The sequence below is a fragment of the Pedobacter gandavensis genome, from assembly GCF_032677645.1.
GTDB classification, from domain to species: domain Bacteria; phylum Bacteroidota; class Bacteroidia; order Sphingobacteriales; family Sphingobacteriaceae; genus Pedobacter; species Pedobacter gandavensis_A.
The window spans coordinates 19,380-33,570 of record NZ_JAVTSB010000003.1 but is presented as its reverse complement, the minus strand read 5'-3'; the positions used below and the strand labels follow the sequence as shown (position 1 = coordinate 33,570).

At 38.5% G+C, this 14,191-nt stretch carries 12 protein-coding genes; 5 read left to right on the top strand and 7 right to left on the bottom strand.

The window, feature by feature from the left end; all coding sequences use genetic code 11:
- Positions 1–37: 37 nt before the first annotated feature.
- The 4 genes from R2Q66_RS05865 to R2Q66_RS23895 all read right to left on the bottom strand — a co-directional run bounded on the left by R2Q66_RS05865 (position 38) and on the right by R2Q66_RS23895 (position 8,163).
- The gene (locus tag R2Q66_RS05865; protein WP_316747076.1) at positions 38–1,996 is read right to left on the bottom strand and encodes an LTA synthase family protein; all 1,959 of its coding nucleotides are present in this window, start codon (positions 1,994–1,996) and stop codon (positions 38–40) included.
- Positions 1,997–2,090: 94 nt separating this feature from the next.
- Complete coding sequence (locus tag R2Q66_RS05860; protein WP_316747074.1) at positions 2,091–3,368, bottom strand: efflux RND transporter periplasmic adaptor subunit; 1,278 nt, start codon at positions 3,366–3,368, stop codon at positions 2,091–2,093.
- A 10-nt stretch (positions 3,369–3,378) separates the two neighbouring features.
- On the bottom strand, positions 3,379–7,752 hold the full coding sequence (locus R2Q66_RS05855) for a CusA/CzcA family heavy metal efflux RND transporter (protein ID WP_316747073.1): 4,374 nt from the start codon (positions 7,750–7,752) through the stop codon (positions 3,379–3,381).
- A gap of 93 nt (positions 7,753–7,845) precedes the next feature.
- Entirely contained in the window at positions 7,846–8,163 is a 318-nt protein-coding gene (locus R2Q66_RS23895) for a DUF6660 family protein (protein WP_410479382.1), read from the bottom strand.
- 485 nt (positions 8,164–8,648) lie between these two features.
- On the opposite strand from R2Q66_RS23895, the gene R2Q66_RS05850 reads away from it, so the two are divergent.
- From R2Q66_RS05850 to R2Q66_RS05840, 3 genes are read left to right on the top strand one after another with little or no spacing between them, the layout of a single operon-like run.
- Positions 8,649–9,029, top strand: a complete 381-nt coding sequence (locus R2Q66_RS05850) for a metalloregulator ArsR/SmtB family transcription factor (RefSeq protein ID WP_316747072.1) — start codon at positions 8,649–8,651, stop codon at positions 9,027–9,029.
- A complete protein-coding gene (gene merTP, locus R2Q66_RS05845; protein WP_316747071.1) occupies positions 9,026–9,631 on the top strand; it encodes a mercuric transport protein MerTP in 606 nt (201 codons plus the stop codon). Before R2Q66_RS05850 ends, merTP begins: the two co-directional genes overlap by 4 nt.
- The gene (locus tag R2Q66_RS05840) at positions 9,621–9,836 is read left to right on the top strand and encodes a GDCCVxC domain-containing (seleno)protein (RefSeq protein WP_073233006.1); all 216 of its coding nucleotides are present in this window, start codon (positions 9,621–9,623) and stop codon (positions 9,834–9,836) included. The genes merTP and R2Q66_RS05840 overlap by 11 nt, the downstream gene beginning before the upstream one ends.
- Before the next feature lie 233 nt (positions 9,837–10,069).
- On the opposite strand, the gene R2Q66_RS05835 is transcribed toward R2Q66_RS05840, so the two are convergent.
- Genes R2Q66_RS05835 through R2Q66_RS05825 form a run of 3 tightly spaced genes read right to left on the bottom strand, consistent with a single transcriptional unit; the run spans position 10,070 to position 12,941 of the window.
- On the bottom strand, positions 10,070–11,299 hold the full coding sequence (locus tag R2Q66_RS05835; RefSeq protein WP_316747070.1) for a hypothetical protein: 1,230 nt from the start codon (positions 11,297–11,299) through the stop codon (positions 10,070–10,072).
- Complete coding sequence (locus tag R2Q66_RS05830) at positions 11,296–11,739, bottom strand: Rieske (2Fe-2S) protein (protein ID WP_316747069.1); 444 nt, start codon at positions 11,737–11,739, stop codon at positions 11,296–11,298. The genes R2Q66_RS05835 and R2Q66_RS05830 overlap by 4 nt, the downstream gene beginning before the upstream one ends.
- Before the next feature lie 2 nt (positions 11,740–11,741).
- Positions 11,742–12,941, bottom strand: a complete 1,200-nt coding sequence (locus tag R2Q66_RS05825; protein WP_316747068.1) for a di-heme oxidoredictase family protein — start codon at positions 12,939–12,941, stop codon at positions 11,742–11,744.
- A gap of 119 nt (positions 12,942–13,060) precedes the next feature.
- Between R2Q66_RS05825 and R2Q66_RS05820 the strand changes: the two genes are divergently transcribed.
- Positions 13,061–13,720 (top strand): metal-dependent transcriptional regulator, encoded by a 660-nt coding sequence (locus R2Q66_RS05820; protein ID WP_316747067.1) that lies wholly within the window; start codon positions 13,061–13,063, stop codon positions 13,718–13,720.
- 83 nt (positions 13,721–13,803) lie between these two features.
- Positions 13,804–14,124: a hypothetical protein gene (locus R2Q66_RS05815; protein ID WP_316747066.1), complete on the top strand. Its 321-nt coding sequence runs from the start codon at positions 13,804–13,806 to the stop codon at positions 14,122–14,124.
- Positions 14,125–14,191 lie beyond the last annotated feature (67 nt).

The window sequence follows — 14,191 nt, the reverse complement described above, 5'->3', positions numbered from 1 at the left end:
ATTGATGTTAGTGTTGAAACTTTGAGCGGCCGACAGGTTACTCTTTTAACCCTCCTTTACTGTATAAATAATAGGCTGTCTGGTAATAGGCAATCGCCTCATTGATCAGTTGCTGAGAAACCTTTTCCTTCTTTTGCTCGTTTGTTGATCTGTCGTAAAAAGCGGATTCAACTTTCCTGCGGGGACTTAAAATGACCAAACTATCATTTTTCATAAAGCCTAACTTCTGATAAGTTGCAATCATTGTCCTGGGAACATAAGTGCTGTCCAGTACATTTTTGCCATAATTATTATTGATGTATGACCAATTCAGTAAGGAAAATAAAGTGGGATAAAGGTCTATCTGCGAACAGATTTTATCTATACGAGTTGGCCTACTGTTCGGTATATTATAGACCAATGCGGGGATATGATATTTCGCTACATCGATCTCGTTCTTACCGGCACTACTTGCACAATGGTCCGCTATAAAAATAAATATGGTATTGGAGAACCATGGCTTTGATTTGGCCTGTTTTAAAAATTGACCAATTGCAAAATCGGTGTATTTTACCGCCCCGTCTCTGCCAGAACCAGAGGGAATGTCAATCTTTCTTTCAGGATAAGTGAACGGCCTATGGTTGGAGGTGGTCATTACAAAATTGTAAAATGACTGTTTAGCCGTAAATTTTGAGTCGGCATCCTTAAGTACTGCACCAAATAAATCTTGATCGCAGATTCCCCAGGCATTTTCAAAATTGACCTCGTTGTCGGGTATCATCGTTCTTCTTGTTTTGTAATCATCGCCAATTGCGAGTTTCCTGCCCCTGTCCACAATGTCAAACCCATTACTGCCAAAATATTGGTTCATGTTATCGAAATAACCGTCGCCTCCATAAAAGAACGTTGTTTGATAGCCTTTGGTTCTAAAAATGCTGCCAATAGTGCTCAATTGTTTATTCTTTTCCCTCCGGACTATACTGTTTCCGGGGGTTGGGGGTACAGCCAGTGTTAATGCCTCCATTCCCCGTACTGTCCTTGTGCCGGTGGCATACATATTCGTAAAGAATAAGCTATGATCTGCCAGGGAATCCAATACTGGGGTAATTTTCCGTTCATTCCCAAATTTCCCCATAAAATCTGCGCTAAAGCTTTCCAGTACAACCATGATTACATTAGGTAATTGTTGTTCACCGCCTAACGGTTTGATGTTTTTTCTAATCGACTGTAAATTACCTGTATATCTGGAGCCTGGCTCCTTAAGTAAACTCCGGGTAATGGCAAAAGCCTGCTCATTACTCAATAGTGAATAAAACTGTTCATAATTGAGTTCATTGTTTTTGAAAGCCGAGAAGAAGGAATAAATTCCCGCCTTAGATAGTTCATTCTGGTATCGGTTTTCACTTTTTTCCGCCCAGCTATTGTTTATGTATAATGCATAAACAGCAATCAATAAACCCATGATCAGCGAATGGATAAGTCGCCATTTGAACCTTGTGTTGGATTTGAAACTGTCACTAAAATTGTTGGTCCTGATCAGTAGAACCATAACTGCAATAGTAATGGTAACTACACCAGAAATTAGGTAGGGCAAAGGGTAAGATTCATTGATATTATTAACAACCTCATGCGTATAGATTAGATAGTCAACAGCAATAAAATTAAACCTACTTTCAAACTCTCCCCAAAAGGTGAACTCCGCAAAAAAGGAGAACACGGAGATTAAGATCATTAAAAAGACAATTATATAACTGATAACCTTATTAAAAGATGAGCGGTTTAACTTCTGAGGCAGTAATAATAGATAAATTGCATACAAGAGGCCAAAATATAAAACTACTCCAAAGTCAAAAATCAAACCTTTCGTAAATATACTTAAGGCGCTTTTTAAAGTCAATTCGGTATCTTTAAGCGAGACATAAATAAAAGCAATACGTAGCGATATCGATGCGGTTATGAAAAACACCGCAAACGCATAAAGTACCGCATACCGACTTTTCAACGGGTTAAAAGTCATAAGCCATTTTTTAAATTAGGGTACATAGAAATTATGTGCGCAGATTTGCTGCACATAATTTCATTCTATTTACTTAGTTCTTTTTGAGTATTTTCTAATGCCCCTCATGTTCTTCGCTATTTTTCAATTTCGATAGCAGATCATAAGCTCCCGTTAAAACAACCTTTCCTTTAAGATCCATACCTTTTGGCAATTCCAACTGTATATATCCGCCATCACTGGTGCCAGTAGTAACTTCCAGAATCTCAAAGTGAAAGGATTCTCCTTCAGCTTCTTTTTCATGCTCTGATTCCTTTGGATCATGCTTATGTTCCGTTTCATTTTTTTCTTTTGCATGGCCGGCCTCTTTTCCTGCCGCTTTTGCAATGAAAATGTACTTTTTATTCTGGAAATCAACGACAGCACTGAGTGGTAAGGCCATAGCTTGGGTGGTACCGGCCTCGATATAGGCTTTTAAATAAGTGCCCGGAATAAAATTTTTGCTTCCTTTGGCAATTGCATGTACAGTAACGGTTTTGTCTGTTGCAATTTCCTTTCCTACCAGCTGAACTACTGCCCGCTGTTGAATGGTATCGGGATCATTCGCTAAGATAAATCTCACGCCTTGTCCCGGCTTAACTTTGTCCACATCTTTTTCAAAGACCTTTAACTCAACGTGCAGGTTTGAATTGTCTACAATTTCAAACATGACATCATTAGGGTTTACGAATTTCCCGGTATTCACATTTACCTTGGTCACATAACCGCTAATCGGTGCATATATATTGATCTCACTTCTGATATTCGTAGGCGACAAGCTGCCAGGATTGATATTGATCAGGCGTAGGCGTTGCTTTAATGCATTTTCTCTGCCCTGGATGATCTGATACTGGGATTTTGCCTGTTGCAGGGTTTTTTGTGAATTTACGTTCTGACTTGCAAGCGTCTGCTGACGTTTGTATTCCGAATCGGCTAATTCCAACTGGCTTTTGCTTTCCAGATAATCTTGCTGAAGCTGTACGTATTCCTGGTTTTGAAGCACAGCTATCACCTGCCCTTTGCTAACGTTACTGCCTTGCAAAAGTGGTGTCGACCTTACTATGCCGCCCATTTGGGTGGTGATACTTACTAAATTCTGAGGTGGAACATCGATGTATCCATTAACTTTTAAAAGTCCGCTTAATGACTTCAATTCAGGTGAGCCTAAGGTCACACCAATTGCTTTATATTGTGATTGGGTAATCTCCACTGAATTCTCATTTTCCTCATGGGCTTCTTCTGCCGGGGCTGCTGTTGCCTCAGTTTCCTTCTTATTTCCACCACAAGAGGCGATTAAAATAACCAAGAGCAGTACTGAAGTGATACGTGTGATATTATGAATTGTCTTTTTCATTTCTTATTGATTATATACCCATAAGGTATTGAAGTGTGTAAACTGATTGATTGTATTGATTGATGGCCTGCAGGTAATTAAACCGGATCTCCGAATAAGTACGTAAGGCCTGCAAGTATTCTACATAACCAATTTCACCATTTTGAAAAGCGATTTGTGATTGCTTTAGAATTAGATTCACATTGGGTAAAGCACTCTTTTTGTAATAGTCAATACTTCTTGCGTTTTTCTGTAAATCCTGATATGCCTGTTTATACTGCCCCTGAAGATTAGTTTCAAATAAGTTAAATTGGCTTTCCGCAACTTGCTTTTCTATTCTTGCTGCTTTGATACGTGATGAAAAAGGTTTAAAGAAAATTGGAAGGGAAATGCCGGCCTGAACGCCTTGAAACCTTTTACTGCCACTAAAATACTGGTCATTTCCGTTGACATTCTGAGTTCCGATAATTGACTGGTTAAAATAACCGACGGTAAAATCAGGACCTGAACGTGCTTTTTCCAATGCAAGAGCCTTATCTGCGACAATAATCTGCTGTCTTTGCAGCGCAAGCAGAGGATTAGCTGAAATTGCACTGTCTAATGCCAGGTTATTGTATTCGTCTTGCTTAAACTGGTCTTTAGCAATTTCAATAATATCCTGTGAATTGAGCAGTCTTTGCAGCTCAGCTGTGTAGGCGAGAATATCCGATCGGTTCTTACTCATCTGGTTTAACACTTCATTATATTGTGTTTCGGCAGTGGTACTTTCCAATAAATTGGTTTCACCTGCTTTGTAGCGCAATGATGCTGCCTTTGCAAAATTACTGTATACAGAATCCTGGCTTTTATATAAGTCCTGTAATGCAACAAAGTATGCCAGTTGCGTATATGCACTTTTCACTTGATAACTCAGTTCTTTTTGGGTAACAGCCAGATTAATTTCGGCACTTTTGATTCGGGCATCGTATAGACCTCTCTGGTTTTTGAATACCCCGGGGTTTGGGATACTTTGGGATACACTGAAATTATTGTCTTTTCGTATGCTGTTAAACTGGCCATATTGGATATCGAAACTTGTTTTGCCCAGGTCAGTTGAACTTCCTCTTAAGGCCTGTTGCTGGTTAATCTGCAATCCTGAAGATTTTACTGCCTGGTTGTTTTTAATGGCCGTTTCAATCGCCTGGGTCATGGTTAAAGTTTGTCCAGGTATCTGCGCTTTTGCAGTTGGGCTAAAGAACAACAGGCAACTGATGATGATTGCAATTGCAGTCGCAGGAATAGACTTTGTTTTGCCCTTCCAGCTTTCAAAATAAGTATATAACACGGGTAATACAATAAGGGTTAAAATTGTTGAGGTGAGCAGACCGCCAATCACGACTGTGGCAAGAGGCTTTTGTACTTCTGCGCCTGCAGCTGTTGAAATGGCCATTGGCAGGAATCCAAGGGAAGCCACAGTGGCAGTCATTAGTACTGGCCTTAACCTAAGTTCAGTTCCTTTCAGTACAATTTCATTTAAGGTGTATCTTCCTAATTTTTTGAGCCTGTTAAATTCAGTAATCAATACAATCCCATTGAGTACCGCTACCCCAAAAAGAGCAATGAAACCAACACCTGCGGAAATACTGAAAGGCATTCCTCTTACTAACAGAGCGAAGATGCCACCGATAGCAGCCATCGGGATAGCAGAAAAGATCAGCAACGACTGTTTAACAGAACCAAAAGAAAAATACAACAACAACAGGATCAGTAACAAAGCTACGGGCACTGCTATTGATAATCTTTTGGTTGCTTCTCTAAGATTTTCAAACTGACCGCCATAGGTAATATAATACCCGGCTGGCAACTTAACCTGCTGTTCTATTTTAGTCTGTATTTCTTCAACCACACTGGCAATATCCCGACCGCGTACATTTAAACCGACAATAATACGTCGCTTGGTGTCCTCACGCTGGATTTGGTTCGGGCCAATTTTAAACTCTACATCAGCAAGCTGCTCCAATGGCACCTGATTGCCATTTGGCGCAGTAACAAATACATTCTTAACGTCATCAATACCCTGACGGTTTTCCTGAGACAGGCGAACTACCATGTCGTAACGCTGTTCTCCCTCGTAAACCAGTCCCGCTGACTGCCCGGCAAATGCTGCATTTAAAGCTTGGTTCACAGTCTCTACACTTAATCCATATTGTGCAATACGATCTCTGTTTATTTTAACTACTATCTGGGGAAGACCTTCGGCTTGCTCCAAGTATAAGTCTTTGGCACCTTCGACCGAAGAAACAATACTCCCGATTTTTTTAGAAAAATCCGTTAACGCAGTCAAGTCATCACCAAATATTTTAATACCAATGTCTTGTCTAACACCAGATATAAGTTCATTGGAACGCAACTGAATGGGCTGGGAGAAGCCAAAGCTCACACCCGCCACTTCTTTGAGGGCGTCACTCATCATTTCAGTTAGTTCTTCGCGGGTCTTAGCACTTGTCCATTCCTTTTTGTCTTTTAGGATGATGGTCAAGTCACAAGCCTCCATCGGCATCGGATCCGTAGGAATCTCAGCAGCGCCAATCTTGCCAACCACTTCTTTTACTTCCGGAAACTTTTTCACTAGAATGGCTGATGCCTGGTTCACTTTATCAATCGTCTGGGATAGGGAGCTTCCTGTTAGTAATCTGGTCTCAACGGCAAAATCACCTTCCTCCAGATTTGGGATAAATTCTCCACCCATTCGGCTAAAGACGAATAGACTGACAACCAATAATGCAATAGAGGTAATCGTTACAGCCATTCTGCGTTTTAACGCACCTTTGATCATTGGGTGATAGTATTTATGGAAGAAATCCATCATGCGATCAGAAAAGTTTCTTTTGTGGGTTGGGTTTTTGCTCAAAAATAATGCAGAGACCATAGGGACATAAGTCATAGAGAGTAAAAATGCACCCAGGATTGCAAAGGAAACGGTTTGGGCCATCGGTCCAAACATTTTACCTTCAATACCTACCAATGCAAGGATAGGGAGGTAAACGATCAAAATGATGATCTCCCCGAAAGCAGCAGCAGACCTGATTTTTACAGCAGATTCATATACTTCTTTATCCATTTCCTCCTGAGTCATTCTGCCCGCTTTACGCATGCCCAGGTGGTGCATCGTGGCCTCTACAATAATTACGGCTCCATCAACGATCAGACCAAAGTCAATTGCACCCAGGCTCATTAGGTTTCCGGATACCCCAAACAGGTTCATCATGGAAATAGCAAACAGCATCGCCAGCGGAATCACTGAGGCAACGACTAGTCCTGCTCGGAAGTTTCCAAGGAACAGTACTAATACAAAAATTACAATTAACGCACCTTCAATCAGGTTCTTAGCGACAGTGCCGATTGCTCTGTCTACCAAAGCGCTCCGGTCAAGGAATGGTTCTACGACCACCCCTTCAGGAAGTGTTTTGCTGATCCTGTCGATTTTGAGCTTAACTTGTTTTACTACATTATTTGCATTGGCGCCTTTAAGCATCATTACGATACCACCAACTGCTTCCCCTTGTGCCTCAGGTGTAGCACGGGTAAGTGCCCCATAACGAATAGAATTGCCAATCTGGACGTTTGCAATATCCCTGATTAGGACCGGTATACCACTTGCACTATTTTTAACTACTATCTTGTTAATATCAGAGATACTGCCTACGAATCCTTCACTTCGAATGAAGTATGCATTAGGTTTTTTATCAATATAAGCGCCGCCCGTGTTTTGATTATTCTGTTCTAATGAAGTGAAGACATCATTGATACTTAAGTTAAAGCTTCTTAACTTATCTGGATCCAGTGCAATTACATACTGTTTTAACAAGCCGCCAAAGCTGTTCACCTCTGCAATACCCGGTGTGCCTAAAAGTTGTTTTCTTACTATCCAGTCCTGAATGCTTCGAAGTTCAAGTGCAGTATATTTTTTCTCAAACCCTGGTTTAGCATGGATCACGTATTGATAGATCTCACCAAGACCAGTTGATATAGGTGAGATCTCAGGATTCCCCAAACCGCCAGGAATATTATTTTTAGCTTCAGCTAATTTTTCATTAACCTGTTGACGTGCCCAGTAAATATCTACGTCATCGTGAAACACGATGGTCACTACTGATAATCCGAACCTTGATATGGAACGAACCTGCTCTATTTCAGGTATAGTAGACATGGACTGTTCTACAGGATAGGATATTAAACGTTCTACTTCCTGGCTGGCCAGTGAAGGACTTAAGGTAATAACTTGCACCTGATTGTTTGTAATGTCAGGTACCGCATCTATAGGAAGCTGTTTAAGGGAATAGATACCCCAGGCAATTAATGCAAGGGTAAACAGTCCAATAACAAGCTTGTTCTGTATAGAAAACTGAATGATTTTTTTCAGCATCGAATTAAAATTATGTTAGATAAAAAACTAATTAATGCATAGTCGAAAACACTTCATGAGAAATGAGCCGCAAGCAATAACATGATGATTTAACTAACTTAATTGAGGAGGTTGCCAAATGGAAAGAGAAACGGAAGCTGCATTGGCCGAATATAAATCAACATATTCCTTTTTCAATATTAAGGATATGGTTTTTATATGCACAACTTGATTGATTGGTATAGGTGTATTGCAGCAGGAGCAAGAACAAAATGGAGAGCAGGAATCAAGATCAGATTTTGAATGGTTGTCGTCTGCTATAGTTTTAGAAATTCTATTCGTTACAGAAGCCCTGGAATTGTTCATATCCTTACAAGGCACGAAATTCATGACAAGTATGATGATAACAATAAGCCAGTTAACTATTTTCACAAAAAAATATTTTTTCCAAATGTATAAAAATATAATTCAGTATTACAAGAGAAAAATAAAATTTTTGTATCTATTGTTGAAGGTAGGATAAATCGTGTAGTTTGAAGACGTATTGAAGAGATCCGGATATTATTTGCTAGGAACTCCAAAAGCATTGCACTGATGCTGCCGACCTACAATCACTGTAGTTTTGGGCCTTGGATTGGAGTGAACGTTTTAGATAAGGTCAGTTACTAATCAAATTCTAAGTGACAAAAAAATTAAAGTTGGGAACAAAAAACTCCTTTGAAAAACAAAATTAAAAATACGTTGATACTCCGAATTGTATTGCGGCAGTCTTAGTCGGTGGGGCACCCAACGAATCTTTTTGACTTCTACAATTAGCTCTTAAAATAGTTTGCAACCTTGGATTTCTCAAATACAAATTTAAGAATTTGCTTAAATAGTTAAAAATACTTAATTTTGCTCTTATATTCATCGAAAATATGGAACACCTAAATAATTGTATTCGGGAAAAGGCTAATCCAATGCAAATTAACCAATGCAGAAGCAAGATCGCAACCAATGCCACTTCATTTACCCAACTTTCTGGAATTCTCTCTTTAACTGGAAACGAGGTGCGTCTAAAAATTCTCTATTTATTGGAACAGGAAAAAGAGTTATGTCCCTGTGATCTAAGCGACATATTAGGAATGAGCATCCCTGCAGTTTCCCAACACTTACGGAAAATGAAAGATGGTAATATCATCGAATTTCGGAAAGAGGGACAAACAATCTTCTATTCTCTGAAATTGGAACATTTAAAACTGCTGAACCCTTTCTTTAATATCATTAATCAAATGAATTTAATCACAGAACAAGTATGAGCAAAGTTAACAACATCAAACTTTTAGGTTCGAGCATATTATTGGCTTTTACTTCTTCCGTATGCTGTATTGTACCTTTATTAGCGCTGTTTAGTTCTGTTGGTAGTGTGGCCTCCATGTTTAGCTGGGTAGAACCGATACGTCCCTATTTGCTTATAGCAACGGCATTGATCTTGGCCATAGCATTTTATCAGGCTTATAAGTCCTCTCCAAAAGATGATTGTGGATGTGAGAAAAAAAAGACTGGTATGCAATCAAAGACTCTTCTCTGGATCGTGGCACTTTTTTCCGTGGGATTATCTACTTTTCCGTATTACTTGCCATATTTTCAAAAAGCACCTATCCAGCAAAGCCCAAAAAACAATTTCAATAGTAAACAATCCATACTTCATGTACGCGGAATGAGTTGTTCGGCGTGTGAGGGACATATTAATCGCGCACTGCAATCCAAAAAAGGCGTTCAATCTGTTGTTACTTCTTATGGGGAAGGACAAGCTGTTGTGAAATTTGATTCTACGCAGATTTCTTTGGCACAATTGGAAGCGGCAGTAGAGAAAGAAACAGGTTATAAAATCATAAATAAATCAACCAATGACAACTAAAGCAATAATACTAGAATCTACCATAACTTGCCCTGTTTGCCAACATCAAAAAATGGAGATAATGCCGACAGATTCTTGCCAGTACTTCTATGAATGCGAAAAATGCAAGACAAGATTAAAACCTCAAGATGGAGACTGCTGTGTGTTCTGTAGCTATGGGACAGTTCCATGTCCCCCAATACAAGAAAACAAATCGTGTTGCTGAAATTCTGTAGAGGTGTAACAAACTCGTAGGAAAAAACAACATGTCAGCGAAGTCAAATCGTGAGAACAAAAAGAAGAATTTAAAAATGTCACTTATTTTCTTAGACATTATTTTTTATTTTTTTATTCTTCTATACCATTTCGATTCAAGTATGGTTTTTGGCACGTATGCGTACTTCGCCCTGTTAAATAATGTAAATTGATTTTGGCTATTTCATTTCTCAAAGTCCCCAATTAAAAATAGGTTGATACTCCGAATTGTATTGCGGCAGTTCGGCTCGGTGGGTTCCCTAAAAGATCTTTTTGACTTTGAATTCTATAATTTGCCCTTAGAACAGTTTGCGGCCTTGGTCTAAAGCTAATGCCAGGCATAATGCTCCATAGTTCATCAGCAATATTTCCATCAGTTTCTTTAAATTTTCCAACATTCCAATCAACATACTCGAAGCGGCAAGCAAGATTGATTGTGGCATTTTGCCAACCTAGAATATTTCTTTTTAATATGGGCTGTACTATATCGGCATAGCCTCCTTGTTGTTTATTCCCAAATTGTTGCGAATATGTAGGTGGAACACCTACATTTATCCAAGCCCATTCGGCGGTAATAAAAGTATTAAGTTTTGGTAATGTAGTGTTGAAATCAATAGCAAATACATTTAATCTTCGTTTGTCGTCTATTACTATCCCGTCATCTAACCATTTGTTGTAAATGCCACCCATATAGGACAATCCAATCTCTCCAATCTTATTATGTCGCACTGCAATTTTTCCAGTCAATAACGGTTGACCACTTGCCATTTCTTCAAACCTTTCAGCATTCTCTTTTGCTGCTGGTAAAAAGGTCTTATTCTCCTTGTTGGCAATAATTGAATTATCAAACCCACTGGATGAATAAATTTCATAACCAAACATCCAATTTGTATTATAATGTTTCCCATAAATACCGAATCCAGCATTACTCCATGTGGCAGGCAACATTTGCGTCATAGCAATGGGACGATCCGTAAATTCCCATTTTGGCCCATCATGGTTTTGATTGAAGGCACCTATTGGGTTCATAATCATTCCACCTCTTAAATTCAATAGGGGATGAAGCTCAAGATCGAGGGCGGCAAATTCTATTGCAATTTCCTTTTCGGCTGGTTCAAATTCAATTTCAGATAAAAATTTAATGCGTTTGCTAATAGTGGAAGCAACAAATAAGGTCATTCTTCTAAACTGAAATTGATGTCCCTCGGAAACACCATCTGTACCTGAATGTTGCCAGTTTGCTTCCATATATCCACCTAAAGAAACTGGTAATTTCCCCACAGCTATGAATGGTCGTTCGTAAACCGCATCCATATTTAAGGATTGTTTAGCTGTGTCTAATATTGATCTTTTAAGAAGCTTTGGATCAATTTGAGCTTCTGCTATGTAGTAGCCAACTAGTATAATTGTGAGTGTAGTAATTACTTTTTTCATATCGCTTTAAGAGAGATTTTTAGTTGATTCGTTTCGATAACAATTGCAAATGTTCGCAGGTTGGTATCAGCCGGGCCATTTTGCATGATTCCTTTGTTGTTAAATTCACTACCGTGGGCTGGACATTGCAGTTTGTCTCCAAATACTTGTAATTCTGCTCCTAAGTGAGTGCATTCCATCCATAAAGCGGAATACGTATTTTCATTAAAGCGGTATATGCACATAGGAAATTTTAGCAGATCATTGGTCACAATTATATATCTCTTAAATTGTTTTTTATTAGACTTGATTATAAAATCTGATATAGGGACAACCAAATCATCATCAGAAATTTCTCCCGATAAAATTTGTAAAGAACTACAGCTTTCTAAAAGGGTTGAGATTCCCAGCCCCCCCAAACAAGCAAAACCACAGTTTTTTATAAAATCTTTTCTTTTCATGGTTATAGTGACTTTAAAAATTTGATGAGTGCATTTTTATCAGCTACTGAAAGCTGGATATATTTATTTCTGGCGTTAGCAGCCTCGCCACCATGTAACGTTATAGCCTCTTCAATACTTTTTGCCCTCCCGTCATGTAATAAGTGATATTGTCCGCCTTGAGAGTTTGGAGAAAGACCTAAGCCCCAAAGTGGTGGTGTTCTCCACTCATAAGTTTTTGCGGTTCCTTCAGTATAGCCGTCATCAAGTCCTGCCCCCATGTCATGCAATAATAGATCAGTATAAGGATGAAAAATTTTGTTGGACATCGCTTTTGTATTGGATATACCTGTTATCAAAGTAGGTCTATGACAACCTGAACAATTTATTCTGTCAAATAATACCCGGCCATTTTCTACCTCTAAGTCATTTTGTTGACGTTGAATGGGGGCTTTAAGCGTTTGCAAATAAAACACAACATCATTTACGGTTTGGGTCGAAATCTCTGGATCAATGGTAAGATGAGTATAAACATCTACCGGATCGTAACTTGAAGTAATTCCTATATCTTGGTTATATGCATTTACAGTTTGATGTAACAGACTATAAGCAGCAGCCTTTTTGCCAAATCGATGAATATATTTTCCATCTTTTTGAATTGCATTAACAAACGGAATTATATACTGTGGTAAGTTGCCATAATTTGGAATTCCGGAAATTCCATCTTTATCCTTGTCATCGGGATCTGCCATTGCCAGGATATCTGCATCAGAAACAAGTTCTAAAAAACCTAATCCAGTGTTAGCAGGTGGTGTAAATTTAGAAAAGGTAGCTCCGAAGGGTATTTGTTCTGGAATATAGCCGAGTATTGCCCTGTTTTGTAGTTGAGGGCCACCCTGATTTAGAAACTTATTTCCTGTTTCGTCAATTTGTCCGAAGCGGGTAAGGGTGGTAAATGGATGTCCCTTACCATCCCCAGCATGGCAACTTCCACAACTTGTTGCTACAAAAACTGTCCCCAAGCCTTTTTCAGGAGTAAAAATTTCATCATTAAATGCTACATCTCCTGATAGAAATCTTCGGCTTTCCTCATAACTTAATCCTTCAACAGGCCCATCTAATAAATCCTCATTTTTAGGAGGAGTTGGTTCCAGCTTAGAACAGGATTGTATAATTGCGACAAACCCAATCAGAATACATGTAACAAGTAAAGGTTTTTTCATTGGTCTAATTTTAATATTTATACATACAAATATATAAAGTTAGACATTACTAACAAAATTAATTCGACTATCCTGTTTTACTAGATGATTCAGAAAGATTTTATGTTTAACTTTGTTATATGATTTCCCAAACAGAAGAAAACTATCTAAAAGCGCTTTTCATTTTGGCTAATGAAAACGGAGAGACTGGTGTAAATGAATTGAGTAAGTTTTTAGGAATAAAGATGCCGACTGTGACTAGTATGATGAAGAGTCTAGCAGATAAAAATCTAGTTCGGTATATAACCTATAAGCCAGTAACCCTTACGGTGACAGGAAAGAAAGAAGCTGCATCAATTATCCGAAAACACCGTCTTACTGAAATGTATCTTGTAGAAAAAATGGGGTTTGGCTGGGATGAAGTGCATGAGATAGCAGAACAGGTTGAGCATGTAAAGTCAAATGCCTTATTTGATAAAATGGATGAAGCCCTTGATTTCCCAAAATTTGACCCTCATGGTGCGCCTATCCCTGATAAAAATGGAAAAATAGATTTTCCTGATCAAAGAAAGTTAAGTGAGTGCAAAGTTGGAGAAACTATTCAATTATCTGGTGTTATTCACTCTTCTGATGCTTTTTTGAAGTTTTTAAACAGTAAAAATTTAAAACTAGGAACCATACTTACTGTTCAATTAATAGAAGCATTTGATGGAACGAGGGAGCTTAGCTATAACGAAAGAACAGCAGAAGTTCTAAGTGAAATTGCTTGTGAAAAACTATTGGTGCAGAACTTAAAGTAAATGTGATTAAAGACTTCGGTTGGGTAATTCGTTTGAGGCAAAAAAGCATACAATGGAATTAAAATTTTGATATATTTGAAACCATGAAATGGTTCGTTTGCCTTTTTTCATTGTATGTACTCTTTTTAACTGGTGTTCCCTGCAACCTGGAGGATAATTGTTGTCCTGATGAGATCTGCATTGAGAGAAACAATCATAAAAAACCAGAAGGTCAGAAAAATCAAGAAAATTGCCCGTGCTCACCGTTTTTTGCTTGTAGTGTTTGTTTTGGAGTGATTCCAGCGACAGATTTTATAGCATCTTTTCAGGTTTCACCTGCAATGTCTGAGTTAAATTTTTTCTATTCCGATAGCTATCTTGCTAGTTTTTCTTCTAATATTTGGCAGCCACCAAAATTAGTTTAATCTAAAGATTCTAGTCTGTCAAGACCATTTATTAACTCAATTACTATTACAATTTATTTTATCTGAA

Excerpts from the sequence above, each read along its gene's own strand:
- R2Q66_RS05840 (WP_073233006.1), top strand. The coding sequence starts at position 9,621 with ATGACAACTAAAGCAATAATACTAGAATCTACCATAACTTGCCCTGTT.
- R2Q66_RS05860 (WP_316747074.1), bottom strand. The coding sequence starts at position 3,368 with ATGAAAAAGACAATTCATAATATCACACGTATCACTTCAGTACTGCTC.
- merTP (WP_316747071.1), top strand. The coding sequence starts at position 9,026 with ATGAGCAAAGTTAACAACATCAAACTTTTAGGTTCGAGCATATTATTG.
- R2Q66_RS05830 (WP_316747069.1), bottom strand. The coding sequence starts at position 11,739 with ATGAAAAGAAAAGATTTTATAAAAAACTGTGGTTTTGCTTGTTTGGGG.
- R2Q66_RS05835 (WP_316747070.1), bottom strand. The coding sequence starts at position 11,299 with ATGAAAAAAGTAATTACTACACTCACAATTATACTAGTTGGCTACTAC.
- R2Q66_RS05815 (WP_316747066.1), top strand. The coding sequence starts at position 13,804 with ATGAAATGGTTCGTTTGCCTTTTTTCATTGTATGTACTCTTTTTAACT.
- R2Q66_RS05855 (WP_316747073.1), bottom strand. The coding sequence starts at position 7,752 with ATGCTGAAAAAAATCATTCAGTTTTCTATACAGAACAAGCTTGTTATT.
- R2Q66_RS05820 (WP_316747067.1), top strand. The coding sequence starts at position 13,061 with ATGATTTCCCAAACAGAAGAAAACTATCTAAAAGCGCTTTTCATTTTG.
- R2Q66_RS05865 (WP_316747076.1), bottom strand. The coding sequence starts at position 1,996 with ATGACTTTTAACCCGTTGAAAAGTCGGTATGCGGTACTTTATGCGTTT.
- R2Q66_RS05825 (WP_316747068.1), bottom strand. The coding sequence starts at position 12,941 with ATGAAAAAACCTTTACTTGTTACATGTATTCTGATTGGGTTTGTCGCA.
- R2Q66_RS05850 (WP_316747072.1), top strand. The coding sequence starts at position 8,649 with ATGGAACACCTAAATAATTGTATTCGGGAAAAGGCTAATCCAATGCAA.